This is a genomic window from Streptomyces griseicoloratus, from assembly GCF_014534645.1.
Lineage (GTDB): Bacteria > Actinomycetota > Actinomycetes > Streptomycetales > Streptomycetaceae > Streptomyces > Streptomyces griseicoloratus.
In genome coordinates this window covers 1-26,497 of sequence record NZ_JACVQF010000223.1, presented here as the reverse complement: position 1 = coordinate 26,497, position 26,497 = coordinate 1, and the positions used below count along the sequence as shown (strand labels likewise).

Below are 26,497 nucleotides of genomic sequence, written 5' to 3'. Positions count from 1 at the left end.
CGCGACAGCCACTATACCCAACCGCGCTCCCGCGCGAGACGCACCGCCGCGTGCCGGTTCTCCGCACCGAGCTTGGTCACGGCCGACGACAGGTAGTTCCGTACGGTCCCCTCCGCGAGCGCGGCGCGTTCGGCGATCTCCGCCACGGGTGCCCCGTCGGCGGCCAGTTCCAGCACCTCCGCCTCCCGCGCGGTCAGCGGCGAGTCCCCGGCGGAGATCGCGTCGGCGGCCAACTCCGGGTCGACGTAGCGGTTTCCGGCGTGCACCGTGCGGATCAGCTCGGCGAGCCGCTGCGCGCTGACGGTCTTGGGGACGAACCCGCGCACCCCCGCCGCGAGCGCCCGCTTCAGATGCCCCGGCCGTCCGTGACCGGTCACGATCAGCACCTGGCAGCCGGGCAGTTCGGTGCGCAGGGATGTGGCGACCTTCACACCGTCCGCGCCGGGCATCTGCAGATCGAGTACGGCGACGTCCGGGGCGTGCGCCCGCGCCATCGCCAGCGCCTCCGGCCCGCTGGCCGCCTCGGCGACCACGACCAGGTCGTCCTCCAGGGACAGCAGGGCCGCCAGCGCCCCGCGGATCAGATGCTCGTCGTCGGCGAGCAGAACGCGCACGACCTCCGTCACGACGCGGCCCCCGGCACCGTCCCGGCGGTCAGCGGAACGTCCGCGACCAGCCGGAACACGCCCTTGCCGGCGGTCCCGGCCTGCAGCGTCCCGCCCACCGCGGACAGTCGCTCCCGCAGCCCGGCCAGCCCCGAGCCGCCCGGACCGGCCGCGCCGGCCGCCGGACCCGGCCCGGAGCCGTCGACCGCCCCGTCGTTCTCCACCGTCAGCACCACACGCCCCTCAGACATCCGCACCACCACGGCGCACTTCTCCGCGTCCCCGTGCCGCAGCACGTTCGTCGTCGCCTCCCGCACCACCCAGGCGAGCGCCGACTGCACCTCGGCGGGCAGTCCGGACGTGTCGCCGGTCACCTCGCACGCGATCCCCGCCGCCGCCAGCACTCCCTGGGCACCGGCGAGTTCGGCCTCCAGATCGGCCTCCCGGTAGCCCCGCACCACGTCGCGCACCTCCCGCTGGGACTCCTGGGCGATGCGCTGCACCTCGATCATCTGCTCCACCGCCTCGGGCCGCCCGCGCCTGACCAGCTGGACGGCCAGCTCGCTCTTGAGCGCGATCACGGCCAGGTTGCGCCCCATCACGTCGTGCAGATCCCGGGCGAACCGCAGCCGCTCCTCGGCCACGGCGAGCCGCGCCCGGGTCTCGCGGGCCTCGTCGAGTTCGTAGACGGCGTTGAGCAGCCAGACGGAGAAGACCGAGGTGAAGGCGAGGAAACCGGCGCCGGCCAGCACGAAGCCGGCCGTGGCGAGCGCCACGGGGCCGGGCATGCCCAGGGGGAACCCCACGATGCCGGCCCCCGCCGCGAAGCCGCCGACGATCGCGACGATCCGCCGCCGGTTGCGGACGCCGAGCGCCACGGTGCCGGCGCCGAAGCACAGCACCCCGCCGAACACCGACCCGGCCGCGGCGTCGACGCCCTCGCCGGCCGGGCCGCGCCCCGCGAGGGCGACGGCGCCGACCGCGAGCACCGCGGTGACGGCGGCGAGGGTCCACAGCAGCCGGACGGGCTGGGCCCGCCGGCCGCGCGTCCAGTCCAGCGCCCGGGACGCCGTCACCATGCAGACCGCGGCGTGCACGGCGACCAGCAGCGACAGAGCGCTCGCGAGGCGTGTCCCCACGTGCTCGAAGGTCGTCAGCCCGATCGCCGTGACCTCGATGACGCCGAAGAAGTGGAAGGACCACCGCGTGTACGTCTCGACCTTGGCCGGTGTCGTCTTCCGCCGCCACCAGCCACCCGGCCTGCGCATGTCCTCGCTCGCCCCGCTCTCCCCGACGTCACCGTCCATCAGTGTCGCGGCTCCCAGCGGAACCACCGCCGTACAGCAAACACCGCGAACGCGGTCCAGGCCACCGCCGTCGCGAGGGCGCCCAGTGCCTCGGACGCCGACAGGTCACCGGTCCAGCCGCCGCGCACCAGCGTGACGACGGGCGTCAGCGGCAGCAGCTCGCAGACGGAGGCCACCTTGTCGGGCAGCAGCTCCAGCGGGACGAACATGCCGGAGCCGATCATCGAGACCAGCAGCAGCGGCATGGGCGTGACCTGCGCGCTCTCGCCGGTCCGGGTGAAGCCGGAGGTGGCCGCGGCGAGGGCGGCGCACATCACGAGCCCCAACAGCAGGCCGAGGACGGCCAGATGGGGCGCGGACGGCGCGTCCAGGTCGAGCAGGACGGCGCATCCGGCCGTCAGCAGCAGGCACTGCAGCAGCCCGGTGGCGACGGCCGGCATCGCGGAGCCGGCCAGGATCTCGGCGTCCCGCAGCTCGCCGGTGCGCAGCCGCTTGAGGACGAGTTCCTCGCGCCGGACGACGAAGACCCCCACGAGGGTCGAGTAGACGGCGAACAGCAGGGAGAAGCCGATCGCCGCGGGCAGTACGAGGGTGCCGATGGTCAGCCCGGCCTCGCCGAGGTCCATCTCCTCGGCCGCCGACCGCACGCTGACCGGCAGCACCAGCGGCACGAACAGTCCGGCGACGAGCGCGCCCTTGCTCCGTCCGAGCAGGGTCAGCTCGGCACGGGCGAGGGCCGTCATCCGGCTCATGGGCGTGGTGGCCGCCGCCTTCGGGGCGCGCGCCGCCGCGGGCGCCCCGGTGTTCGTGGCGCTCATGCCGCGTACTCCTTCCTCGTGTGCGCGGTCTCCGCCGCGGAGACCTCCTTCGCTATCCCCAGGAACGCCTCCTCCAGGGACGCCGACCGCACGTCCAGGCGGTGCAGCTCCACCCGGGCCCGCTCGGCCCAGACCAGGAGCCCGGTGGCCGCCCGCTGGAGTTCACGGGTGCGCAGCCGGACGGTCCGGCCGTCGGTCTCGTGCCCGGTCACGCCCAGCTCGGCGAGCGGCGGCAGATCGCCCACGAAGTAGCCCTCGGGCAGCTCGAAGGTGATCCGCGACGGCTGCGTGGCGGTCACCTCGGCCGGGGTCCCGGTGGTGGCGATGCGGCCGTCGTGCATGATCGCGAGACGGTCGGCGAGCTGCTCGGCCTCTTCCAGGTAGTGGGTGGTCAGCAGCACCGTCGTGCCGGCGTCGCGCAGGGTGCTCACCAACTCCCAGGTGTCCCGGCGGCCTTCGGCGTCCAGTCCGGTGGTGGGCTCGTCCAGGAAGAGCACCTCGGGGTCGCCGAGCAGGGCGAGCGCCAGGTCGAGCCGGCGCCGCTGGCCCCCGGACAGCTGCTTCACCCGGACGCCGGCCTTCGACTCCAGCCCGACCAGCGCCAGCACCTCGGCCGGCGGCCGGGCCCCGCTCACGCAGCCCGCCCACATCCGCGCCGTTTCCGCGACGGTCAGCTCGGACGGGAAGCCGCCCTCCTGCAGCATCACCCCGGTGCGGGGGCGTACGGCGGCCCGGTCGGTGTAGGGGTCGTGTCCGAGGACGCGCACCCGCCCGCCGGCCGGTGCGGCCAGGCCCTCCAGCAGTTCGACGGTGGACGTCTTGCCGGCGCCGTTGGTGCCGAGCAGTGCGAAGATCTCCCCGCGGCGCACGGAGAAGGTGACGCCGCGCACAGCCTCGAACCCGCCCCCGTACACACGTCGCAGGTCGGTGACCTCAATCACGTGTTCGTGTTCGTTCGCTTCCATACCCCGAGCATCCCCGCCCGGCGGGCCCGGCAGCAGTGCGCGCTGTCATCGCCGGGCATGACAAATGTCAGACACTCGACGGGAACACGAAAAGACCCCGGTCCATCAGGACCGGGGTCTCATTCCCGAGCGGACGACGAGGCTCGAACTCGCGACCTCAACCTTGGCAAGGTTGCGCTCTACCAACTGAGCTACGTCCGCATTGCCTCCGACCGGCTTTCACCGATCGGTGCGAGCACCAGCCTACCTGATCCACTTGAGTGGTCGGTACGGCGATGCAGAGCGGGTGACAGGAATCGCACACTGCGCCTTCCCCCTGGAAGGGGGATGTTCTACTACTGAACTACACCCGCAAGTCCGTGAGCTGGGCTTTTCGGCCTCGCCCCTCGGCGTGCTCCAGACTTTAGCTGATCACCGGGGGTGCTGCGCAAGTCGGTTGCCGCGGGGGCCGGCTGAGCGGCCGTCGGCGGCAGCCCGCCGGGCCGGGAGCCGCCCGCCGGGCAGGGAACCGCCGGGCCGGACGTCACCGCCGGACCGGGGGTCACCGCCGGACCGGGAACCGCGTAGGGCCAGGCCCCGCCCGCTCACTGCGCCTCGGCGAACGCCTCGTACACCTTCTTCGGGATCCGGCCCCGCGCCGGCACGTCCATCTTGTTCGCCTGCGCCCAGGCGCGGACCGCCGCCGGGTCCGGGGCCACCTCCGTCTGCCGGTACGCCCGGCCCGACCGCGACCGCTTGCGGCCGGCCGACACGTAGGGCTCCAGAGCCTTGCGCAGTTTCCTGGCATTGGCTTCGTTCAGGTCGATCTCGTACATCTTGCCGTCGACTCCGAAGGCGATCGTCTCCGCCGCTTCCGAGCCGTCGATGTCGTCAAAGAGAGTGACCACGACACGCTGCGCCACGAATATCGGTCCCTTCGTGCGGCATCTCCGCGATGACGTGCCAGGACGTCGCGAAGACGCCGACTGTTCGCCTGCAATTGGGCAAAGTATCGGCTAATGACATTTCATTTGTACAGTGCCTGGCAATGAAATGGGAAGACCGACTAAATCTCTCCGCGTGTCCGGTGCGCAATAGCCGCCGGGGCACGATCCGGGATCTTTCCCGAAGCTTTTCGTGCGGGCCCGCGACCGATGCCCAATCGTGACAGGGGTCACGTACTTTCCTACAACGCTACACGCGTAGATTTTTTGTGCGGGTAGTCTGAAGGAACCTGCTCAGCACCACACACCGGGAGTGCCAGTGGCACGCGTCGTAGTCGACGTCATGCTCAAGCCGGAGATCCTCGACCCCCAGGGCCAGGCGGTGCAGCGCGCACTGCCGCGGCTCGGTTTCGAGGGGATCTCGGACGTACGTCAGGGAAAGCGATTCGAACTCGAAGTGGACGGGCCGGTCGACGACGCCGCCCTCGCCCGCATCCACGATCTTGCGGAATCCTTCCTCGCCAACACCGTGATCGAGGACTTCACCGTCAAGGTGGAGGAAGTCGCGGAGGCCGCGAAGTGACCGCTCGTATTGGCGTCGTCACTTTCCCCGGCAGCCTCGACGACCGGGACACGCAGCGCGCGATCCGCGTCGCAGGCGCCGAACCCGTGGCGCTCTGGCACAAGGACAAGGACCTCAAGCAGGTCGACGCCGTCGTGCTGTGCGGCGGTTTCAGTTACGGCGACTATCTGCGGGCCGGCGCCATCGCGCGCTTCTCGCCGGTGATGGACACCGTCATCGACCAGGCGAAGGCCGGCCTCCCGGTCCTCGGCATCTGCAACGGCTTCCAGATCCTCACGGAGGCCCACCTGCTGCCCGGCGGCATGCTCGGCAACGACCACCTGCACTTCATCTGCCGCGACCAGAAGCTGCGGGTGGAGAACGCCTCCACCGCCTGGACCAGCGACTACACCGCGGGCCAGGAGATCAGCATCCCGCTGAAGAACATGGACGGGCGCTACGTCGCCGACCAGCGGACGCTGGACGAGCTGGAGGCCGAGGGCCGGGTCGCGTTCCGGTACCTCGACTTCAACCCGAACGGCTCGCTCAACGACATCGCCGGCATCACCAACGCCGAGGGCAACGTCGTCGGCCTGATGCCGCACCCCGAGCACGCCGTCGAGCCGCTGATCGGCACCGGCCGCACCGACGGCCTCCCGTTCTTCACCTCGATCCTCAAGAAGCTGGTCAACGCATGAGCCGGACGCCTCTGGACACGGTCGAGCACGCGGCCGCGACCCCCGACGTCGAGCTGCCCTGGGCCGAACTCGGCCTGAAGAAGGACGAGTACGAGCGGGTCGTCGAGATCCTCGGCCGCCGCCCCACCGGGGCGGAGCTGGCCATGTACTCGGTGATGTGGTCCGAGCACTGCTCGTACAAGTCCTCCAAGGTCCACCTCCGCCAGTTCGGCGAGAAGGCCCCCGAGTCCGACGCGATGCTCGTCGGCATCGGCGAGAACGCCGGTGTCGTCGACGTCGGCCAGGGCTACGCCGTCACCTTCAAGGTGGAGTCGCACAACCACCCGTCGTACGTGGAGCCCTACCAGGGCGCCGCGACCGGCGTCGGCGGCATCGTCCGCGACATCATCGCGATGGGCGCCCGCCCGGTCGCCGTCGTCGACCCGCTGCGCTTCGGCGCCGCCGACCACCCCGACACCAAGCGCGTCCTCCCGGGTGTCGTCGCCGGCATCGGCGGCTACGGCAACTGCCTGGGCCTGCCCAACATCGGCGGCGAGGTCGTCTTCGACGCCTGCTACCAGGGCAACCCGCTGGTCAACGCCGGCGCCATCGGCGTCATGCGGCACGAGGACATCCACCTCGCGAAGGCCTCCGGCGCGGGCAACAAGGTCATCCTGTACGGCGCCCGGACCGGCGGCGACGGCATCGGCGGCGCCTCGATCCTCGCCTCGGAGACCTTCGACGACGCCAAGCCCTCCAAGCGCCCCGCCGTCCAGGTCGGCGACCCCTTCCAGGAGAAGCTCCTCATCGAGTGCACCCTGGAGGCGTTCCAGGAGAAGCTGGTCGTCGGCATCCAGGACCTCGGTGCGGCCGGCCTGTCCTGCGCGACCAGCGAGCTGGCGTCCAACGGCTCCGGCGGCATGCGCGTCACCCTGGACGACGTCCCCCTGCGCGACTCCACGCTCTCGCCCGAGGAGATCCTCATGAGCGAGTCGCAGGAAAGGATGTGCGCCGTCGTCGAGCCCGACAAGGTCGACCGCTTCCTGGAGATCTGCGACAAGTGGGACGTCATCGCCACCGTCATCGGTGAGGTGACCGACGGCGACCGCCTGGAGATCTTCTGGCACGGCGAGAAGATCGTCGACGTCGACCCGCGCACGGTCGCCCACGAGGGCCCGACCTACGAGCGCCCCTACGCCCGCCCGGACTGGCAGGACGCCCTCCAGGCCGACGACGCGAACAAGCTGCCCCGCCCGGAGACGTCCGAGGAGCTGAAGGACCAGGTCCTGAAGCTGGTGGCGTCCCCGAACCAGGCGTCCAAGAAGTGGATCACCCAGCAGTACGACCACTTCGTCCAGGGCAACACCGTCCTCGCCCAGCCCGAGGACTCCGGCATGATCCGCGTCGACGAGGAGACCGGCCTCGGCGTCGCCATCGCCACCGACGGCAACGGCCGGTACGCCAAGCTCGACCCCTACACGGGCGCGCAGCTGGCGCTGGCGGAGGCGTACCGCAACGTCGCCACGACGGGTGCCAAGCCCCTCGCGGTCTCCGACTGCCTGAACTTCGGCTCGCCCGAGGACCCGGCGGTCATGTGGCAGTTCGCCGAGGCCGTGCGCGGTCTGGCGGACGGCTGTCAGCAGCTCGGCACCCCGGTGACCGGCGGCAACGTCTCGCTGTACAACCAGACCGGTGAGGCCGCCATCCACCCGACCCCGGTCGTGGCGGTCCTCGGCGTCATCGACGACGTGGCCCGCCGCACGCCGGTCGCCTTCCAGGAGGAGGGCCAGCTGCTCTACCTCCTCGGCGACACGCGTGAGGAGTTCGGCGGCTCGGCCTGGTCCCAGGTGATCCACGACCACCTCGGCGGGCTGCCCCCGAAGGTCGACCTGGAGCGCGAGCGCCTGCTGGCCGAGATCCTGATCTCCGCCTCCCGCGACGGCATGATCGACTCCGCGCACGACCTGTCCGACGGCGGTCTGGTCCAGGCCGTGGTCGAGTCGGCGCTGCTCGGGGGGAAGGGCGCGCGTCTGGTCGTCCCCGACGGTCTGGACGCCTTCACCTTCCTGTTCTCGGAGTCGGCGGGCCGCGCGGTCGTCGCCGTCCCGCGTTCGGAGGAGGTCCGGTTCAACGACATGTGCGGCGCGCGGGGACTGCCCGCCACCCGCATCGGCGTCGTGGACGGCACCTCCGTCGAGGTCCAGGGCGAGTTCGAGCTCTCCCTGGAGGAGCTGCGCAAGGCGCACGAGGACACGATCCCGGCGCTGCTGTCCTGATCCCCGTACGGCCCGGGCCTCCCGTGCTCGGGGAAGCCCCCGCCCGCACCGCCGGGCGGGGGCTTCGCCGTTCCCGGCGCCGACGCCCGCACCGCCCCGACGTCGTATTTCCCATGACCTCCGGCTTCCGCGCCCTCTAGGCTCGCCCCCATGCCCCCGGCCAAGAAGCGCACCCGCAGTTACGACCCCGCCCGTACCCGCGCCGCCGTCCTCGCCCAGTTCGGCCACGTACGGGCCGCCGTCCGCACCCTGACCCCCGAGCAGCTCGCGCTGCCGACCCGCCTGGGCGACTGGACCGTACGGGAGCTGGTCGCGCACATCGGCATGGCGCTCACCGCGGTGCACCGTGCCCTGGACCGCCCGGCCCCGCCGAAGCAGGACGCCCGGCTGGTGGACTGGACGTTCGCCACCGCCGGCAACGCGGCGGCGATCGCCGACTTCACCCGCGGGCTCGCCGCCGACCACCCCGACCTCGACGCCTACCTCGCCGGCATCGACCAGAGCCTGCGCACCTTGCTCGACGAGCACCCCGGCGGCCGGCTGCTGGAGACCAACGCCGGCGCCCTTTCCCTGGACGACTACCTGGTCACCCGCACCGTCGAGCTCGTCGTCCACACCGACGACCTGGACGCCGCCGTGCCCGGCCTCGACGTGCCGCTCGACCGGCAGGCCCTGGCCGCCGCCACCCGGCTGCTGGCCGACGCGCTCGCCGTGAAGGCGCCCGGTGCCTCGACGGAGGTGCGGATCCCGCCGTACGCCGTCGTGCAGTGCGTCGAGGGGCCCCGGCACACCCGGGGCACCCCGCCCAACGTCGTCGAGACCGACCCGCTGACCTGGGTCCGGCTGGCGACCGGGCGGACCGCGTGGAAGGACGCGCTCGACGAGGCCGCGGTCAGCGCGAGCGGAGAGCGGGCCGACCTCGGGGAACTGCTGCCGCTGCTGGCCTGATACGGGCCGGGGCCGGACCTCCCGAGGGGAACCGTTCCTTCCCCCGCTCCGTCGAATGGGCATGTACAGGCAGAAGCAGCGCATGACCCTGACCCTGGCGGCCGTCGCCGCGCTCGTGCCGCTCGCGGCGGCCTGCGGCACCGAGAAGGCGGACGGAGGCAGCGGCTCCGTCGGCACCGGCCGGACCCCCGTCACCGGCGTGCACTGGAGCATCGACAGCGTCACCGTCGACGGCACGACCCACCGGGCACCGGACGGCGCCCACGTCCGCATCGGCGACGGTGGCCGGGCCGAGGGCAGCTTCGGCTGCAACGGCTTCAGCGCCCGGGCCGACGTCGACGGCGACCGCATCCGCCTCAGCGACACCACGGCCACCGAGATGGCCTGCGACAAGGTGCCCATGGGCTTCGAGGAGAGGCTCGCCAGCACCCTCACCGACGGCACCCTGACCACCGAGACCAAGGGCGACCGCCTGACGCTCACCGCCGCCGACGGGGACACGGTCCGGCTGAGCAGGCAGCCGGACGCGGCCCTGTACGGCACCAGGTGGACCGTCACGTCCCCCGGCACCGACGGCCGCGCGCAGCTCACCTTCGACCGCGACAAGGCCGCCGTCTCCGGCCGGCTCGGCTGCAACCACGTCAACGCCGGGGCCACCGTGCGCGACGGCCATATCACCCTCGGCGCTCCGTCCACCACCCGAATGATGTGCGAAGACTCACTCATGGACACCGAGAAGCGGTTGCTGCGTCTCTTCGAGGGCCGGGCCGACTATCGAATCGATCAGCAAACCCTCACGCTGACCAGCGAAAACGGCACCGTCGTGCGAGCCGTCGCCGACCGGTGAGGCCCTGCTGATCCCGTATCCCCAATTCGGACCAGTGGTCGATCTCGCCTACACTCGGTGGCGTGCCACGTGGTGACGGTCGACTCAATCACGATCTGCTCCCCGGTGAGAAAGGCCCCCAGGACGCATGCGGCGTCTTCGGTGTCTGGGCTCCGGGCGAAGAGGTCGCAAAGCTCACGTACTTCGGGCTCTACGCCCTCCAGCATCGGGGCCAGGAATCCGCGGGAATCGCGGTCAGCAACGGCTCCCAGATCCTCGTCTTCAAGGACATGGGCCTGGTCTCCCAGGTCTTCGACGAGACCTCGCTCGGTTCGCTCCAGGGTCACATCGCGGTCGGACACGCCCGCTACTCGACCACCGGTGCCTCCGTGTGGGAGAACGCCCAGCCGACGTTCCGTGCCACCGCGCACGGCTCCATCGCGCTCGGTCACAACGGCAACCTCGTCAACACCGCCCAGCTCGCCGAGATGGTCGCCGACCTGCCCAAGCAGGACGGCCGCTCCACCCGCGTCGCGGCGACCAACGACACCGACCTGGTCACGGCCCTGCTCGCGGGCCAGACCGACGACGACGGCAAGCCGCTGACCATCGAGGAGGCGGCCGGCAAGGTGCTGCCCCAGGTGCGCGGCGCCTTCTCCCTCGTCTTCATGGACGAGCACACCCTGTACGCGGCCCGCGACCCGCAGGGCATCCGCCCGCTGGTGCTCGGCCGGCTGGAGCGCGGCTGGGTCGTCGCCTCCGAGTCCGCCGCCCTGGACATCTGCGGCGCCAGCTTCGTCCGCGAGATCGAGCCGGGCGAGTTCGTCGCCATCGACGAGAACGGTCTGCGCACCTCGCGATTCGCGGAAGCGAAGCCCAAGGGCTGTGTCTTCGAGTACGTGTACCTGGCCCGCCCGGACACCGACATCGCCGGCCGGAACGTCTACCTCTCCCGCGTCGAGATGGGCCGCCGCCTGGCGAAGGAGGCCCCGGTCGAGGCCGATCTCGTCATAGCGACCCCGGAGTCCGGCACGCCCGCCGCCATCGGCTACGCCGAGGCGTCCGGCATCCCCTTCGGCAACGGCCTGGTGAAGAACGCCTACGTGGGCCGCACCTTCATCCAGCCCTCGCAGACCATCCGCCAGCTCGGCATCCGCCTGAAGCTGAACCCCCTGAAGGAAGTCATCAAGGGCAAGCGGCTGGTCGTCGTGGACGACTCCATCGTCCGCGGCAACACCCAGCGGGCCCTGGTCCGCATGCTGCGCGAGGCCGGCGCCGCCGAGGTCCACATCCGGATCTCGTCCCCGCCGGTGAAGTGGCCCTGCTTCTTCGGCATCGACTTCGCCACCCGCGCCGAGCTCATCGCCAACGGCATGAGCATCGACGAGATCGGCACCTCGCTGGGCGCCGACTCCCTGGCGTACATCTCCATCGACGGCATGATCGAGGCGACCACCATCGCCAAGCCGAACCTGTGCCGCGCCTGCTTCGACGGCGAGTACCCGATGGAGCTCCCCGACCCCGAGCTGCTCGGCAAGCAGCTCCTGGAGACCGAGCTGGCCGCCGGGCCCGCCGCCACGGCCGCCACCGACGCCATCCGTCGTCCGTAGCGCCGCCCGCAATACCTGCCGTACGACACAAAGGTTCTCATCGTCATGCCTGACACAACCGGTGCCAGCTACGCAGCCGCGGGCGTCGACATCGAAGCCGGCGACCGCGCCGTCGAACTGATGAAGGAGTGGGTGAAGAAGACGCAGCGGCCCGAGGTCCTCGGCGGCCTCGGCGGTTTCGCCGGCCTCTTCGACGCCTCCGCACTCAAGAAGTACGAGCGCCCCCTGCTGGCCTCCGCCACGGACGGCGTCGGCACCAAGGTCGACATCGCCCGGCAGATGGGCGTCTACGACACCATCGGCCACGACCTGGTCGCGATGGTCATGGACGACATCGTGGTGTGCGGCGCCGAGCCGCTGTTCATGACCGACTACATCTGCGTCGGCAAGGTCCACCCCGAGCGCGTCGCCGCGATCGTCAAGGGCATCGCCGAGGGCTGTGTGCTGGCCGGATGCGCCCTGGTGGGCGGCGAGACGGCCGAGCACCCGGGCCTGCTGGGCGAGGACGACTTCGACGTCGCCGGCGCCGGTACGGGCGTGGTGGAGGCCGACCGGCTGCTGGGCGCGGATCGCATCCGCAAGGGTGACGCGGTCGTCGCCATGGCCGCCTCCGGCCTTCACTCGAACGGGTACTCGCTCGTCCGCCACGTCCTGCTGAACGAGGCCGGACTCGCCCTGGACGCGCACATCGACGACCTCGGCCGCACCCTCGGCGAGGAGCTGCTGGAGCCGACGAAGATCTACTCGCTGGACTGTCTGGCCCTCACCCGCACCACCGAGGTGCACGCCTTCAGCCACGTCACCGGCGGCGGACTCGCGGCGAACCTCGCCCGTGTCGTCCCCGACGGCCTGCACGCGGTCGTCGACCGCTCCAGCTGGACCCCGGCCCCGGTCTTCGATCTCGTCGGCCGGACCGGACAGGTCGAACGCCTGGAGCTGGAGAAGACCCTCAACATGGGCGTGGGCATGATCGCCATCGTCCCCGAGGAGTCGACGGACGTGGCCCTGGCGACCCTGGCCGACCGCGGCGTGGACGCCTGGGTGGCCGGCGAGATCACCGACCGCGGCGACCACGAGACCGGCGCCGCCCTCGTCGGCGACTACGCCGTCTGAGGCAACGCGGGTAGCACAAGACCCGGTCGGTGACGTGAGTCACCGACCGGGCTGGTGATCAGTGCAAGGTCAAGCGCCGCGACGCTGCTGAGAGGACTGGTCGTCCTCGTCCTCGTCGTCGTCCTCGTAGAGGTCGGCGTACTTTGCGTACAGGTCGTCGTCCTGCTCATCGTCCTCGAAACGGTCGCCGTTCGGCGACGGATTCGACGTCGATGCGCCCAGCTCCTCGGCCAGGCGTGAGAGGTCCGTCCCACCGCTGTTGTACTTCAGCTGGCGGGCGACCTTCGTCTGCTTGGCCTTGGCCCGGCCGCGCCCCATGGCTCGACCCCCTCAACGACGGGGCTCGACGGCCCCAGAGTCTTGACACGCGTTCATGGTCCGGAACGGGCTCTCCGTGGAGAGACCGGTCCGTAGGGCTTCCACGGTACCTGAGCCCACGCCCATACGGTACGTCGCCCGCAGCACGTGGCCGTGCCCAGAACCTTCGAGGAGCCCTGTCCTCGCTGGTCAACGGCGATTTTAACCACCTTTCGACGGTCGACCCGCCGGTGGAAGTGAGAGTTCTCTCCAACTGCCCACCGACGGGTACCGCTCAAACGTTCGAGAACGGGCCCCGGCTCACCGCCTCCCGCGTGCCTCCGCCATCCGCTGCTCGGCGATCCGGTCGGCCGCGGCGGCCGGCGGAATCCCGTCCGTCTTCGCACGTGCGAATATGGCGAGCGTGGTGTCGTAGATCTTGGACGCCTTCGCCTTGCACCGGTCGAAGTCGAAGCCGTGCAGCTCGTCGGCGACCTGGATGACACCGCCGGCGTTCACCACGTAGTCCGGCGCGTAGAGGATCCCCCGGTCGGCCAGGTCCTTCTCGACGCCCGGGTGGGCGAGCTGGTTGTTGGCCGCCCCGCAGACCACCTTCGCCGTCAGCACCGGCACGGTGTCGTCGTTCAGCGCCCCGCCGAGCGCGCAGGGCGCGTAGACGTCCAGGCCCTCCGTGCGGATCAGCGCGTCGGTGTCGGCGACGGCCCGTACCGACGGGTGCCGCTCGGTGATGCGCCGCACCGCGTCCTCGCGCACGTCGGTGACGACGACGTGCGCGCCCTCGGCCAGCAGGTGCTCCACCAGGTGGTGGCCGACCTTGCCGACGCCCGCGATGCCGATCGTGCGGTCGCGCAGCGTCGGGTCGCCCCACAGGTGCTGGGCGGAGGCCCGCATGCCCTGGTAGACGCCGAAGGCGGTGAGCACGGAGGAGTCGCCCGCGCCGCCGTTCTCGGGGGAGCGGCCGGTCGTCCAGCGGCACTCGCGTGCCACGACGTCCATGTCGGCGACGTAGGTGCCGACGTCGCAGGCCGTGACGTACCGGCCGCCGAGCGAGGCGACGAACCGGCCGTAGGCGAGCAGCAGCTCCTCGGTCTTGATCTGCTCCGGGTCGCCGATGATCACGGCCTTGCCGCCGCCGTGGTCCAGGCCGGCCATGGCGTTCTTGTACGACATCCCGCGGGCGAGGTTCAGCGCGTCGGCGACGGCCTCCTCCTCGCTCGCGTACGGGTAGAAGCGCGTACCGCCGAGCGCGGGGCCGAGAGCGGTGGAGTGGATGGCGATGACGGCCTTCAGTCCGCTGGCGCGGTCCTGACAGAGCACGACCTGCTCATGACCCCCCTGGTCCGTGTGGAAGAGGGTGTGCAGGACGCCGTCGGTTACGTCGGTCACGGTGGTGACTCCTGAGTAAGTAGCGGCGGATCGAGGCAGGCCCCGTGCGGGTGGCGGGGACTGTGGCACGAGATTAGAGCCTGGTGCCGCCCGCTCGCCGCACAGTGCCCAGGATCACCTCCGCACGGAGTACGGCCGTGCGACGATTTGCAGAGATTCCCGCGCCTTTGTGAGCGCGCCGCGCAGGTTTTCGCGGCGGTGCGCGGGGGAGGGAGCAGGCGTGCCCAAGGTGTCCTCGGTGATCGTCCCCTACGCGGCGTACCTGCGCGTCTACGAGCCGCTGGCCGCCTTCCCCGAGCCCGAGCGCGGCCACTGGGCGCGCTACGCCCGCCGCACCGACCTCCCGTCGTACCAGGACGAACTCCGCCGCTCCCTGGCGGACCTGCTGCCCACCCCGCCCGTCCCGGTGCCGGTGCACGAGAGCGGCGACGCCTTCGTGGCGGAGGTCGACGGGGTGGTGTGCGTGTGCCCCTGGCGGACCAGGCTGCGCGGCTGGCAGGCCCTCGGGGAGTTGTCCGAGGACTTCCCGGAACCGGTCCTGGACGCGCTGCTGCCCCCGGTGGTCCGGCGCCAGACCGCGCAGGACTACGAACGCTGGCTCGAACGCAACCCGGACGCCCGCCCGTGGATCCGCACGGCGACCTGGCAGGTGCCGATCAACTGGTTCGTGCTCGTCTCCGACGAGGAGCGCGAGTACGACAAGGGCGGCGACGGCGCCGGGGCGGCGGCCCCGGTGCTGCGCTACCGGACGCCGATGGTGCAGGCCCGGCGCCGGGTCGCCCGGGGTCTGCGGGCCCTGAAGGAGGCTGTGGACGAGGGGCCGCTGATCGACGGACTGGTCGACGTGGGCCGCTGGCTGGAGGAGTTCCACCCCCGCTCGCTGGTGGAGCTGGACTACGGCGGGCTGGTGCACGCCCTGCCGGCCGGCGAGTTGGAGGACGACCACTCCGCGGCGGACGTCGCCGAGGGCATCGAGGCGCTGCGGCACGGCGACGGCGAGTCGGCGGGGGCGGCCTACGGGCGGCTCGTCGAGCGGTGGCGGGCGGTACGGGACCGCCGGTCGGCGAACTGACGTTTGACGCGACGCCCGTTTTGGGGTTTCGTCTCTCGCTCCAGGACTCACCCGGTGCGCTGACGTGCCGTCAGCAGGGGACGTAAGTCCCGATCCGGGCGTATGTCTCAAGCGTGACGGATCGCACGTACCCCACTCTTGCGCCCCTTCCCCCTCGTCATGCCAAAATAGGACAAGGAGCCCGGGGAGGGCTCCGTCCGTCCCGTTGTGGTGCACTGTGGGCGGAATCTCAGCATTGCACGCTTTGGTGGGTCTGGTGACTCCTGATCGCCCCTGTGACTGATCGTCACAGGGGCGTGACTGTCCGCTATGGCATGGTCCATCGGCTTCCGTCGCTGATGAACACCTGGGAGGGCAATTCCATCGGTTTGGCCGACGCGGCTGGACAGATGGTGTAGTTGTAGTGCCGAGGACAAGCCGTTCGTCCTATAACCGACTCGACTCGCGTCCGCCATTTCGGGCAACGCGGGTCAAGGTGCAGAATTTAGAGGAAAGAACCGAGAAGGTTCGGTTCTCCCGAGGAGGCCGCTCATGACCGCTCGCACCCCTGATGCCGAGCCGCTGCTGACCCCGGCTGAGGTCGCCACCATGTTCCGCGTCGACCCCAAGACGGTCACGCGCTGGGCGAAGGCCGGCAAGCTCACGTCGATCCGCACGCTCGGCGGGCACCGCCGCTACCGCGAGGCCGAGGTCCGCGCTCTGCTCGCGGGCATTCCGCAGCAGCGCAGCGAGGCCTGAACAACCGCATAACCGGACAGAACGGCAGGTCCCCCAACCTGCCCGCGCGTCTGGAACCACAGCTCCACACGACGCGGGTCCTGCCCCAACAGGTCCCTCGCCCAAGCCGTTCGAGTACGTAGGCGTCTGACAGGGTGCGTCGTCGATCGCGCTGGACTCCGCCGGGTCCAGCGCGATCTTTTTTGTGCCTGGTGACGGCCCGTCGGGCGGCTCTGTGAGCGGCCTTGTCGGAGTCTGGGGAGGGCTGTCGGATCCGCTGTGGTCCGGCCGTGGGGGTGGTGTGCCGGCACCCTTCCGGGGGGTGCAATTGCACATATTAAATTGACCAGTTGTAGGGGAGGGGTAAGTGCCACCGTTTCAAAAACTCATACGGTGACACCCGTCACATACCGCGAAGCTTGTTGCCTCTGGCACATGTGCGCTAATGGACGCTCCCGTTCCAGCAGCCCGCGCTCGTACGGGCGTTGGGCGCCGGCGAGGGTCATGCGGGGGTGCGGCTCTCGCCCTCGGCGGCCTCCTCGGAGCCCTGGGGAGGCGGCGCGGCGGAATCCATCGCCAGTCGCAGCAGACGGTGGCAGATGGGGCAGTGGCGCGTCAGGTGGCGGTACGACGACGCGGCCGACAGATGCGCGCGGAGCAGGGCCCGCGTCTCGTGCCTGACCGATGCCGCCATACGCCACCTCCTGGGGCCCCACGGGGAACGGGGGCCTGCTTCCGGAGTACCGACCGAATGTGACGCCGTCAAGGCCGCGAGAGGGCCACTGAGGCCCGACGGCCGACGGGTGGGGCGGACACGCGGGCATGACGAAGGGCCCCTCACCGAATCGGTGCGGGGCCCTTCATGAAGCGGCTGCGCCGCGGGTTGTACGTGAGTGAACGAGAAGGCCCGCACCGTTCAGTGCGGGCCTCTCTACTGCGGTCCTGACGGGATTTGAACCCGCGGCCTCCACCTTGACAGGGTGGCGAGCACTCCAAACTGCTCCACAGGACCAGGTTTGCCGCGCTTTCCGTGCGGTGCGCTGCGAGAAGGACTGTACAGGAGGGTGAGCCCCTGGGTCGAACTCACCCTCCGTGCGCGTCCCGTCACGGCGCCAGCGCGTCGATCGCCTTCACGATCCGCTTGTCGGACACGGGGTACGCCGTGCCCAGCGCGTGGGCGAAGTAGCTGACCCGCAGTTCCTCGATCATCCAGCGGACGTCCAGGACCTGCTGCGGGACGGGCCGGCCCTTGGGCATCTGCTCCAGCAGCCACGCGTACTCGTCCCGCATCTCCTGGACCTTCTCCATCCGGGTCGTGTCCCGCTGGACGTTGGACGGCATCTGCTGCAGGCGGCGGTCGGCGGCCACCAGATAGCGCATCAGGTCCGGCAGCCGCCCGACACCCGCCTCCGTCACGAAGCCGGGCTTCACGAGGCCGTCCAGCTGCGCCCGCACGTCCTGGAGGTTGGCCAGCAGCGCGGGGCTCCGTACGGCCTTGAGCCGCCGCTCGCACGCCTGCCAGGCGGCCAGCACCTGCTGCACCTGGCCCACCGCACGGACGGTCGTGTCGACGATCTCCGCACGCACCTTGTCGTACAGCTTCCGGTACGACTCCTCGTCCCACGCCGGACCGCCGAAGTCCGCGATCAGCCTGTCGGCCGCCGCCATCGCGCAGTCGTCGAAGAGGGCCTGGATCGAACCGTGCGGATTCGCGGACAGCCCGAGCTTCTGCTGGTTGGTCAGCTTTTCGGACGCGAACTTCGCAGGGTTGACCGGAATGTTGCGCAGGATCAGCCGGCGCGTGCCCTTCCACATCGCCTGCGCCTGCTCGGCCTCGGTGTCGAAGAGGCGCACCGACACCGTGTCCCCGTCGTCGACCAGCGCCGGGTAGGCCTTCACCGGCTGGCCGGCCCGGCGGGTCTCGAAGACGCGGGTGAGCGTGCCGATCGTCCAGTCGGTCAGGCCGGTGCGCTCCAGGGACTCCCCGCCGCTGCGCTCGGCGGTGGCCGCGGCGGCCTGGGAGAGGGCCTTGCGGGCCTTCGGCCTGAGCTTGAGCTTCAGGGCCTCCAGGTCCTTGTCCTCGGCCAGCTTGCGGCGCCGCTCGTCGACGATCCGGAAAGTGATCTTCAGATGGTCGGGGACCTTCGACCAGTCGAAGTCCTCGGCCTCGAAGGGCACCCCCACCATGCGCTTCAGCTCCCGCGCCATGGTCACCGTCAACGGCTCCTGCAGGGGGACCGCCCGCTCCAGGAACGCCTTCGCGTAGTTCGGGGCGGGCACGTAGTTGCGCCGGATCGGCTTGGGCAGGGACCGGATCAGCTCCGTGACGACCTCTTCCCTGAGGCCCGGGATCTGCCAGTCGAAGCCCTCGTCGGTGACCTGGTTGAGGACCTGCAGCGGGATGTGGACGGTGACGCCGTCCGCGTCCGCGCCCGGCTCGAACTGGTAGGTGACGCGGAACTTGAGCGGGCCCTGGCGCCAGGAGTCCGGATAGTCCGCCTTGGTGACCGCGCCCGCCTTCTCGTTGATGAGCATCTCGCGCTCGAAGTCGAGGAAGTCGGGCTGCTCGTGCCGCTTGCGCTTCCACCACGAGTCGAAGTGGGCGCCGGAGACCACGTGTTCGGGGACCCGCTGGTCGTAGAAGTCGAAGAGCGTCTCGTCGTCGACGAGGATGTCCCGGCGCCGAGCGCGGTGCTCCAGCTCCTCGACCTCGGTCAGGAGCCGGCGGTTGTCGGCGAAGAACTTGTGGTGCGTGCGCCAGTCGCCCTCGACCAGGGCGTTGCGGATGAACAGCTCGCGGCTGGTCTCCGGGTCGATCCGGCCGTAGTTGACCTTGCGCTGGGCGACGATCGGTACGCCGTACAGCGTGACCTTCTCGTACGCCATCACGGCCGCCTGGTCCTTCTCCCAGTGCGGTTCGCTGTAGGTGCGCTTCAGGAGGTGCCCGGCGAGCGGCTCGACCCACTCGGGCTCGATCTTCGCGTTGACCCGTGCCCAGAGGCGGGAGGTCTCGACGAGTTCGGCGGACATCACGAAGCGCGGGGGCTTCTTGAAGAGCGCCGAGCCGGGGAAGACCGCGAACTTGGCGTTGCGGGCACCCAGGTACTCGTTCTTCGCCCCGTCCTTCACGTCCTTCATGCCCACGTGGGACAGCAGGCCGGCGAGCAGCGAGATGTGGATGCGGTCGCCGGGGGCGTCCTGGTCGTTGAGGTGGATGCCCATCTGCTTCGCGACCGTGCGCAGCTGGGTGTAGATGTCCTGCCATTCGCGGATGCGCAGGAAGTTGAGGTACTCCTGCTTGCACATCCGGCGGAAGGACGACGAGCCGCGCTCCTTCTGCTGCTCGCGGATGTACCGCCAGAGGTTGAGGTAGGCGAGGAAGTCGCTGGTCTCGTCCTTGAAGCGGGCGTGCTGCTGGTCCGCCTGGGCCTGCTTCTCCGCCGGGCGCTCGCGCGGGTCCTGGATGGACAGCGCGGCGGCGATCACCATGACCTCGCGGACGCAGCCGTTCTTGTCGGCCTCCAGGACCATCCGGGCCAGGCGGGGGTCGACGGGGAGCTGGGCGAGCTTCCGGCCGGTCTCCGTGAGCCGCTTGCGGGGGTCCTTCTGGGCGGGGTCGAGGGCCCCGAGCTCCTGGAGGAGCTGGACGCCGTCGCGGATGTTGCGGTGGTCCGGCGGGTCGATGAACGGGAACTTCTCGATGTCGCCGAGGCCGGCCGCGGTCATCTGCAGGATGACGGAGGCGAGGTTCGTACGGAGGATCTCGGCGTCGGTGAACTCCGGGCGGGCGTTGAAGTCGTCCTCGGAGTACAGCCGGATGCAGATGCCGTCGGACGTACGGCCGCAGCGGCCCTTGCGCTGGTTGGCGCTGGCCTGCGAGATCGGCTCGATGGGCAGGCGCTGGACCTTGGTGCGGTGGCTGTACCGGGAGATCCGGGCGAAGCCGGGGTCGATGACGTACTTGATGCCCGGGACGGTGAGGGAGGTCTCGGCGACGTTGGTCGCGAGAACGATCCTGCGTCCGGTGTGCGGCTGGAAGACGCGGTGCTGCTCGGCGTGGGACAGCCGGGCGTACAGCGGCAGGATCTCGGTGAACCTGTACTGCTTCTTCATCAGGGCGTCGGCGGTGTCCCGGATCTCCCGCTCACCGGAGAGGAAGACGAGGATGTCGCCCTTGCCCTCGCCCATCAGCTCCTCGACGGCGTCCGTGATCGCGGTGATCTGGTCCCGGTCGGCGTCGTCACCGTCCTCTTCGAGGAGGGGGCGGTAGCGGACCTCCACCGGATACGTCCGGCCGCTGACCTCGATGATCGGGGCGTCGCCGAAGTGCCGGGAGAAGCGCTCGGGGTCGATGGTGGCCGAGGTGATGACGACCTTGAGGTCGGGCCGCTTCGGCAGCAGCTGGGCGAGGTAGCCCAGCAGGAAGTCGATGTTGAGGGACCGCTCGTGGGCCTCGTCGATGATGATCGTGTCGTAGGCGCGCAGCTCGCGGTCGGTCTGGATCTCGGCCAGCAGGATGCCGTCGGTCATCAGCTTGATGAACGTGGCGTCCGGGTCGACCTGGTCGGTGAACCGCACCTTCCAGCCGACGGTCTCCCCGAGCGGGGTGTTCAGCTCCTCCGCGACGCGCTCGGCGACCGTGCGGGCGGCGATCCGCCGCGGCTGCGTGTGCCCGATCATGCCGCGGACGCCACGGCCGAGCTCGACGCAGATCTTCGGGATCTGGGTGGTCTTCCCGGAACCCGTCTCACCCGCGACGATGACGACCTGGTGATCACGGATGGCCTCCGCGATCGCGTCCTTCTTCTGGCTGACGGGCAGCTGCTCGGGGTAGGTGACGGCGGGCACGCGGGCCCGGCGCGCGTCGAGACGCTGCTCGGCCTTGGCGACCTCCGCCTCGATCTCGGCGAGGACGGCGGCTCGGGCCTCCGGCTTGCGGATCTTGCGGGCACCTTCGAGCCGACGCCCGAGCCGGTGCGCATCGCGCAGTGACAGCTCGGTCAGCCGGGGGGCGAGGGTGCCGAGGGCGGGGGCGGGGTGCGTAGACATACGGGATCCAGGATCTCATCCTCGCGAAATTCGTGGCGAACGATTTGTGCCTGGCGGCCACGCAACGCAAAACCCCCGCCGATGATCTCGACGGGGGTTGTTGTGGCTGGGGCCGGGGTCGAACCGGCGACCTTCCGCTTTTCAGGCGGACGCTCGTACCAACTGAGCTACCCAGCCACGAGGTTTCACATGAAACCTCAGCGGTCCTGACGGGATTTGAACCCGCGGCCTCCACCTTGACAGGGTGGCGAGCACTCCAAACTGCTCCACAGGACCATTGTGGTGTGTGCGAACCGGCGAACCAAGTGTCGCACACCGTACTGCGTGCCCCCAACGGGATTCGAACCCGTGCTACCGCCTTGAAAGGGCGGCGTCCTAGGCCGCTAGACGATGAGGGCTATCGGCCCGCCTGGGCGCTTCTCAGCGCGTCGGGGACGTGAGAAGCATATGGGATGGCGGGAGGTATCGCCAAAACGGTTTACGGAGTGCTCTCCGCGGGGCTGGGCGACGGGCTCCCCGGAGAGGCGGTGCCGTCCCCCGGCGACGGGGTCCCGCCCGTCGGCGACGGGGTCGCCCCCGGCTGGTTCTCCTTCGGCAGATGGCGGCTGACCTCGGCCGTCGTCAGGCCCAGGCCGCCGAGCTTGATCTGGTCCCAGGCCTGGAGGCGGCGGGTGTCCCGGTCGAAGTAGAGGATCGACGCCTGGATCGGGTCGGGGTATGTGCCCTCGACCGCGCGCAGGCCGCTGCCGCCCGTGGATCCCTCGATACGGAGCCGGGTGCCGTACTTCATGACCTCCATGTCCTCGTGGTGGACGTGCCCGGCGAGCACCAGCGGCACCTCCCCGTCCACCTCGCGGGCCGCCGACGGCTCATGGGCGATGGCGACGTCCACGGGAGTGCCGGCCGCGCGCTGGTCGCGCAGGGCCGAGGCGAGGCGGGCGCCGGCCAGTTCCTGGGACGCCTCCGCCCCGGGCTTCGTCGAGCGGTCGGGGGTGAACTGCGGGTCGCCGATCCCTGCGAAACGCAGGCCCGCGACCGTGCGGGCCCGGCCGTCGTCCAGGACGTGCACGTTCTTCAGGCCCTCCAGGTAGCGCTGGGTGACCAGGGAGTCGTGGTTGCCCCGGACCCAGACGTAGGGCGCGCCCAGGTCCTCCACCGGGTCCAGGAAGCCGTTCTCGGCGGCCGTGCCGTGGTCCATCGTGTCGCCGGAGTCGACGATCACGTTGACCTTGTACTGCTCCACCAGCGAGGCGATGATCTTCCAGCTCGCCGGGTTGAGATGGATGTCCGACACGTGCAGGACGCGGATCGTGGTCGGGTCCGGCTGGTAGGCGGGGAGCGTGGAGGTGACGTCGTACAGCTTGGTGACGTTCGTCACCAGGCGGGCCAGCTCCTTCTGGTAGATGTCGAACTCGGTGACGATGCTGCGCGCGTCGCCCACGAGGGAGGGCGCGGAGGAGAGCAGGCCGGAGAACTTCGGCTCCAGGACCGAGTCCGGGTTCCAGGTGGCGTACGCGGTTCCTCCGGAGGCGGCCAGGAGGGTGAAGGCCAGGCCGCCGGCGGCCAGGGCGCGGCGCGGGCGGCGGTAGACCGCGAGGCCGAGGGCGGTGGCGCCCGCGACGACGGCGACGCAGGAGCGGACGGCCAGGTCGAGGGTGCCGTGCTCGACGTCCCGCGCGACCTCGTCCTGGAGGCCGGAGAGGCGCTCGGGGTGGTCGACGAGGGCCTGGGCGCGGTCCGGGTCGAGCTGGTCGACGTTGACGTCCAGGCGGACCGGGGCGACATGGCTGTCCAGCTGGAGGGCGCCCAGCGGGGAGACGTTGATCTTCGTGCCGCCGGTGAGGGACGGGCGCAGGGTCATCGTGGTGTTCATCGGGCCGACCGGGACCCGTACGTCGCCCACGATCAGCAGGCCCAGCCAGGCCCCGGCCAGGACGACGGCGACGAGGCCGAGGGCGCGGGTCCACGGGCGGGGCCGCGGGGCGAGTTCCACGGCGGCGGGCGAGGGGCGGGCGGCACGACGGGGCCGGACGAGGGCGCGCGGAGCCCTCCGGATGCGGTCGAGGACGTGCAGGACTGCGGCTGGGACGCGGGCCATTGGTCCCGTATGCCCAAGTGCTGGGGCGGATATGCCGGGGCGCACTCCTCTCGTCCGGCTGTGTCGTACCCGACAATGGGCCTGTGCTGGAGATGACGCGCGAGGAGTTCGAGGAACTGGTCGCCGAGGCGCTCGACCGGATCCCGCCGGAGCTGACGCGGCTGATGGACAACGTCGCGGTGTTCGTCGAGGACGAGCCGCCGACGGAGGATCCGGAGCTGCTCGGGCTGTACGAGGGGACGCCGCTGACGGAGCGTGGGGAGTGGTACGCGGGCGTGCTGCCGGACCGGATCACGATCTACCGGGGGCCGACGCTGCGCTTCTGCGAGACCCGCGAGGACGTCGTCGCCGAGACCGAGGTGACCGTGGTGCACGAGATCGCGCACCACTTCGGCATCGACGACGCGAGGCTGCACGCCCTCGGGTACGGGTGATCCCCGGGTACGGGTGATCCCCGGGCGCGGGTGGCGCACGGTCCTCGGGGCGAGGCGCGTGTCCTCTTGTGGGTGACGGGAGTTGGGCACGTCGACTCCTTCCCCTCCCTCGGGCTCCCGGGGCGCGCTCGACGTTCCCGGCGGGCCGGACAGGGGAGACCCCGATCGGAGAGGTGGCTTCCCGTGCGCCCCTTGTACGTACCCGTCCGCCTGGCCGCCGCGGTCATGGCCGTGGCGGCCGCCGCCGGCTGCATGAGCGTGGGAGACGACGAGTCCGGCGGGGACGCCAGGCCGTCGCGCTCCGCCGGGGAGCGGGGCGGCGAGGAGGCCGACGGGGGATCGGCGGTCTCGGGCGACGGCGCCGGGCGCGGCGCGGTCGCCGACGGCGAGCGCGGGCACGGCGAGGGCGGGAAGGGCAAGGACGACCGCAAGGGCAAAGGCAAGGGCAAGGGCAGGAGCAGGGGCGGGGGCAAGGGCGACCGGGCGGCGTCCCCCTCGGCCGCCCCGTCCGGGAAGGCGACCGGGTCGGCCCCCGCGGGCGGCGGTGCCGGCGAGCCGACGCCCACCCGGACGGCGGATCCCGAGCCCACCCGGACGGCCGATCCGGAGCCGACGCCCCCCGACGAGCCGCCCGCCCCGCCGACGCCGGAGCCGACGGTGGCGGAGCCGTCCTCGTCGGCGCACGAGCCGCCCGGGCCGCAGCTGGCGCAGCGCGAGCCGGCCCCGGAGGCGGGAGTGCCGGTGTAGGGCGAAGACCGGCTGACCTTGGCGGGCGGAGACCGGCTGACCTGCACCGTTGGGCTCGGTTTGCCTATGAGGGCAGTGGGTGCGTATGGTGGTAGATCGTTTGATCCCATTTGCCCGGCGCCACCGCAGAGCGCGCCGTGTGGCGCGTACTCTCCTTTGCCGTGGTGGACCGCATCGAGGCGGTCGTATTGCGAATCGCGAATCACGGAGTTGACGGGCGCGTGCCGACGAGACTCCGGAAGGTTTCGCATACGCATGTCCATCGCCAGTACTGATCACGTCGTCGTGCCCGAGAACATCGAGAACGCCGACACTCCCGAGACCCCCGAAACCGTGGAGACGACCGGGAACGAGGCCGCCGAGGCCGCTCCCGAGATCACCTTCGCGGACCTCGGTCTCCCCGAGGGCGTCGTGCGCAAGCTCGCGCAGAACGGCGTGACCACCCCCTTCCCGATCCAGGCCGCGACCATCCCGGACGCCCTGGCCGGCAAGGACATCCTCGGCCGCGGCCGCACCGGCTCCGGCAAGACCCTCTCCTTCGGTCTGCCGACGCTGGCCACGCTGGCCGGCGGCCGCACCGAGAAGAAGAAGCCCCGGGCCGTCATCCTGACGCCCACCCGCGAGCTGGCCATGCAGGTCGCCGACGCGCTCCAGCCGTACGGCGACGTCGTCGGCCTGCGGATGAAGGTCGTCTGCGGCGGTACCTCCATGGGCAACCAGATCTACGCCCTGGAGAAGGGCGTCGACATCCTGGTCGCCACCCCCGGCCGGCTGCGCGACATCATCAACCGCGGCGCCTGCTCCCTGGAGAACGTCGAGATCGCCGTTCTCGACGAGGCCGACCAGATGTCCGACCTGGGCTTCCTGCCCGAGGTCACCGAGCTGCTCGACCAGGTCCCGGCGGGCGGTCAGCGGATGCTGTTCTCCGCGACCATGGAGAACGAGATCAAGACCCTGGTCGACCGCTACCTGAACGACCCGGTCAGCCACGAGGTCGACGCCGCCCAGGGCGCGGTGACGACCATGTCGCACCACATCCTGGTCGTGAAGCCCAAGGACAAGGCGCCGGTCACCGCGGCCATCGCCTCCCGCAAGGGCCGCACCATCATCTTCGTCCGCACCCAGCTCGGCGCCGACCGCGTCGCCGACCAGCTGCGCGAGGCCGGTGTGAAGGCCGACGCGCTGCACGGCGGCATGACCCAGGGCGCGCGGACCCGGACGCTGGCCGACTTCAAGGACGGGTACGTCAACGTCCTGGTCGCCACCGACGTCGCCGCCCGCGGCATCCACGTCGACGGCATCGACCTGGTGCTGAACGTCGACCCGGCCGGCGACCACAAGGACTACCTGCACCGGGCCGGGCGCACGGCGCGCGCGGGCCGCACCGGCACCGTGGTGTCCCTGTCCCTGCCGCACCAGCGGCGCCAGATCTTCCGCCTGATGGAGGACGCGGGCGTCGACGCCCAGCGTCACATCATCCAGGGCGGCGCGGCCTTCGATCCGGAGGTCGCCGAGATCACCGGCGCCCGGTCGATGACCGAGGTCCAGGCCGAGTCCGCGGGCAACGCGGCCCAGCAGGCCGAGCGCGAGGTCGCCCAGCTCACCAAGGAGCTGGAGCGGGCCCAGCGGCGTGCCACCGAGCTGCGCGAGGAGGCCGACCGGCTGGTCGCCCGGGTTGCGCGGGAGCGGGGCGAGGACCCGGAGGCGGTGCAGGCCGAGGCGGCCGCAGCCGTGTCCGTGGCCGAGGTGTCGCTGCCGGAGCAGCCGGGCCCGCGGGACGTGGAGAGGACGGAGCGGGGCGGCCACGGCCGGGACCGTTTCGCCGACCGCGACCGCGAGCGCTCCTTCGACCGTGACCGTGGCGGGCGTTCCTTCGAGCGCCGTGACGACCGCGGCGGCTTCAACCGGGACCGGGACCGTGACCGCGACCGTGGTTTCGACCGTCGTGACGGCGACCGTGGCGGCTTCCGCCGTGACGACCGGGGTGACCGCGGTGAGCGTCGTGACGACCGTGGCGGCCGTTCCTTCGACCGCCGTGACGGCGAC

The 26,497-nt window shown here is 70.9% G+C and carries 22 protein-coding genes and 6 tRNA genes; 12 read left to right on the top strand and 16 right to left on the bottom strand.

Translation table 11 applies throughout. The features are described from left to right. Nucleotides 1-11: 11 nt before the first annotated feature. The 7 genes from H0H10_RS30485 to H0H10_RS30455 all read right to left on the bottom strand — a co-directional run bounded on the left by H0H10_RS30485 (nucleotide 12) and on the right by H0H10_RS30455 (nucleotide 4,597). Entirely contained in the window at nucleotides 12-626 is a 615-nt protein-coding gene (locus tag H0H10_RS30485) for a response regulator transcription factor (protein ID WP_188184376.1), read from the bottom strand. Continuing rightward, nucleotides 623-1,873, bottom strand: coding sequence for a sensor histidine kinase (locus H0H10_RS30480; RefSeq protein WP_188184604.1), 1,251 nt, complete (start codon nucleotides 1,871-1,873; stop codon nucleotides 623-625). The genes H0H10_RS30485 and H0H10_RS30480 overlap by 4 nt, the downstream gene beginning before the upstream one ends. 38 nt (nucleotides 1,874-1,911) lie before the next feature. After that, nucleotides 1,912-2,730, bottom strand: coding sequence for an ABC transporter permease (locus H0H10_RS30475; RefSeq protein WP_188184375.1), 819 nt, complete (start codon nucleotides 2,728-2,730; stop codon nucleotides 1,912-1,914). Further along, nucleotides 2,727-3,695, bottom strand: coding sequence for an ABC transporter ATP-binding protein (locus H0H10_RS30470; RefSeq protein WP_188184374.1), 969 nt, complete (start codon nucleotides 3,693-3,695; stop codon nucleotides 2,727-2,729). Before H0H10_RS30470 ends, H0H10_RS30475 begins: the two co-directional genes overlap by 4 nt. Nucleotides 3,696-3,823: 128 nt before the next feature. Continuing rightward, nucleotides 3,824-3,896 (bottom strand) — tRNA-Gly (locus tag H0H10_RS30465). An 80-nt stretch (nucleotides 3,897-3,976) separates the two neighbouring features. Then, nucleotides 3,977-4,048 (bottom strand) — tRNA-Gly (locus tag H0H10_RS30460). A gap of 231 nt (nucleotides 4,049-4,279) precedes the next feature. Further along, a complete protein-coding gene (locus H0H10_RS30455) occupies nucleotides 4,280-4,597 on the bottom strand; it encodes a histone-like nucleoid-structuring protein Lsr2 (protein WP_188184373.1) in 318 nt (105 codons plus the stop codon). 340 nt (nucleotides 4,598-4,937) lie between these two features. On the opposite strand from H0H10_RS30455, the gene purS reads away from it, so the two are divergent. From purS to purM, 7 genes are all read left to right on the top strand, one after another. Beyond that, the gene (gene purS / locus H0H10_RS30450) at nucleotides 4,938-5,201 is read left to right on the top strand and encodes a phosphoribosylformylglycinamidine synthase subunit PurS (protein WP_019982969.1); all 264 of its coding nucleotides are present in this window, start codon (nucleotides 4,938-4,940) and stop codon (nucleotides 5,199-5,201) included. Then, nucleotides 5,198-5,878, top strand: a complete 681-nt coding sequence (gene purQ / locus H0H10_RS30445) for a phosphoribosylformylglycinamidine synthase subunit PurQ (RefSeq protein WP_188184372.1) — start codon at nucleotides 5,198-5,200, stop codon at nucleotides 5,876-5,878. The genes purS and purQ overlap by 4 nt, the downstream gene beginning before the upstream one ends. Next, nucleotides 5,875-8,133 carry a phosphoribosylformylglycinamidine synthase subunit PurL gene (gene purL / locus H0H10_RS30440; RefSeq protein ID WP_188184371.1) on the top strand — a complete coding sequence of 753 codons (2,259 nt, stop codon included), beginning with the start codon at nucleotides 5,875-5,877 and terminating at the stop codon, nucleotides 8,131-8,133. Before purQ ends, purL begins: the two co-directional genes overlap by 4 nt. A 150-nt stretch (nucleotides 8,134-8,283) precedes the next feature. Continuing rightward, nucleotides 8,284-9,081, top strand: coding sequence for a maleylpyruvate isomerase family mycothiol-dependent enzyme (locus H0H10_RS30435; protein ID WP_188184370.1), 798 nt, complete (start codon nucleotides 8,284-8,286; stop codon nucleotides 9,079-9,081). Between the two features lie 61 nt (nucleotides 9,082-9,142). Next, the gene (locus H0H10_RS30430; protein ID WP_188184369.1) at nucleotides 9,143-9,928 is read left to right on the top strand and encodes an META domain-containing protein; all 786 of its coding nucleotides are present in this window, start codon (nucleotides 9,143-9,145) and stop codon (nucleotides 9,926-9,928) included. A 62-nt stretch (nucleotides 9,929-9,990) separates the two neighbouring features. Continuing rightward, nucleotides 9,991-11,517 carry an amidophosphoribosyltransferase gene (purF, locus tag H0H10_RS30425; RefSeq protein ID WP_188184368.1) on the top strand — a complete coding sequence of 509 codons (1,527 nt, stop codon included), beginning with the start codon at nucleotides 9,991-9,993 and terminating at the stop codon, nucleotides 11,515-11,517. A gap of 45 nt (nucleotides 11,518-11,562) precedes the next feature. Continuing rightward, a complete protein-coding gene (gene purM / locus H0H10_RS30420; protein WP_188184367.1) occupies nucleotides 11,563-12,630 on the top strand; it encodes a phosphoribosylformylglycinamidine cyclo-ligase in 1,068 nt (355 codons plus the stop codon). A 69-nt stretch (nucleotides 12,631-12,699) separates the two neighbouring features. Here purM and H0H10_RS30415 read toward each other — a convergent pair whose 3' ends face one another. Both H0H10_RS30415 and H0H10_RS30410 read right to left on the bottom strand, forming a co-directional pair. Continuing rightward, complete coding sequence (locus H0H10_RS30415; protein WP_188184366.1) at nucleotides 12,700-12,948, bottom strand: DUF3073 domain-containing protein; 249 nt, start codon at nucleotides 12,946-12,948, stop codon at nucleotides 12,700-12,702. 300 nt (nucleotides 12,949-13,248) lie between these two features. Next, nucleotides 13,249-14,334, bottom strand: coding sequence for a Leu/Phe/Val dehydrogenase (locus tag H0H10_RS30410; RefSeq protein ID WP_188184365.1), 1,086 nt, complete (start codon nucleotides 14,332-14,334; stop codon nucleotides 13,249-13,251). A gap of 220 nt (nucleotides 14,335-14,554) precedes the next feature. Here H0H10_RS30410 and H0H10_RS30405 point away from each other — a divergent pair, with 220 nt between their 5' ends. Further along, nucleotides 14,555-15,406: a DUF8083 family protein gene (locus H0H10_RS30405; RefSeq protein ID WP_188184364.1), complete on the top strand. Its 852-nt coding sequence runs from the start codon at nucleotides 14,555-14,557 to the stop codon at nucleotides 15,404-15,406. Between the two features lie 531 nt (nucleotides 15,407-15,937). Beyond that, nucleotides 15,938-16,144: a developmental transcriptional regulator BldC gene (bldC, locus tag H0H10_RS30400; RefSeq protein WP_003949541.1), complete on the top strand. Its 207-nt coding sequence runs from the start codon at nucleotides 15,938-15,940 to the stop codon at nucleotides 16,142-16,144. A 481-nt stretch (nucleotides 16,145-16,625) separates the two neighbouring features. On the opposite strand, the gene H0H10_RS30395 is transcribed toward bldC, so the two are convergent. The 7 genes from H0H10_RS30395 to H0H10_RS30365 form a co-directional block, all read right to left on the bottom strand. Further along, entirely contained in the window at nucleotides 16,626-16,817 is a 192-nt protein-coding gene (locus H0H10_RS30395) for a DUF6274 family protein (protein WP_188184363.1), read from the bottom strand. A 243-nt stretch (nucleotides 16,818-17,060) separates the two neighbouring features. Further along, nucleotides 17,061-17,135 (bottom strand) — tRNA-Asp (locus H0H10_RS30390). Between the two features lie 92 nt (nucleotides 17,136-17,227). After that, nucleotides 17,228-21,172: an ATP-dependent RNA helicase HrpA gene (hrpA, locus tag H0H10_RS30385; RefSeq protein WP_188184362.1), complete on the bottom strand. Its 3,945-nt coding sequence runs from the start codon at nucleotides 21,170-21,172 to the stop codon at nucleotides 17,228-17,230. A gap of 103 nt (nucleotides 21,173-21,275) precedes the next feature. Then, nucleotides 21,276-21,349 (bottom strand) — tRNA-Phe (locus tag H0H10_RS30380). Nucleotides 21,350-21,373: 24 nt separating this feature from the next. Continuing rightward, nucleotides 21,374-21,448 (bottom strand) — tRNA-Asp (locus H0H10_RS30375). A 49-nt stretch (nucleotides 21,449-21,497) separates the two neighbouring features. Then, nucleotides 21,498-21,570, bottom strand: a tRNA-Glu gene (locus tag H0H10_RS30370). Between the two features lie 80 nt (nucleotides 21,571-21,650). Beyond that, complete coding sequence (locus H0H10_RS30365) at nucleotides 21,651-23,270, bottom strand: metallophosphoesterase family protein (RefSeq protein ID WP_188184361.1); 1,620 nt, start codon at nucleotides 23,268-23,270, stop codon at nucleotides 21,651-21,653. An 83-nt stretch (nucleotides 23,271-23,353) separates the two neighbouring features. On the opposite strand from H0H10_RS30365, the gene H0H10_RS30360 reads away from it, so the two are divergent. The 3 genes from H0H10_RS30360 to H0H10_RS30350 all read left to right on the top strand — a co-directional run. Further along, on the top strand, nucleotides 23,354-23,704 hold the full coding sequence (locus tag H0H10_RS30360) for a metallopeptidase family protein (RefSeq protein WP_188184360.1): 351 nt from the start codon (nucleotides 23,354-23,356) through the stop codon (nucleotides 23,702-23,704). A 183-nt stretch (nucleotides 23,705-23,887) separates the two neighbouring features. Further along, nucleotides 23,888-24,451: a hypothetical protein gene (locus H0H10_RS30355; protein ID WP_188184359.1), complete on the top strand. Its 564-nt coding sequence runs from the start codon at nucleotides 23,888-23,890 to the stop codon at nucleotides 24,449-24,451. Nucleotides 24,452-24,706: 255 nt separating this feature from the next. Then, nucleotides 24,707-26,497, top strand: a 1,791-nt coding sequence (locus H0H10_RS30350) for a DEAD/DEAH box helicase (protein ID WP_188184358.1), incomplete at its 3' end; no start/stop codon positions are given.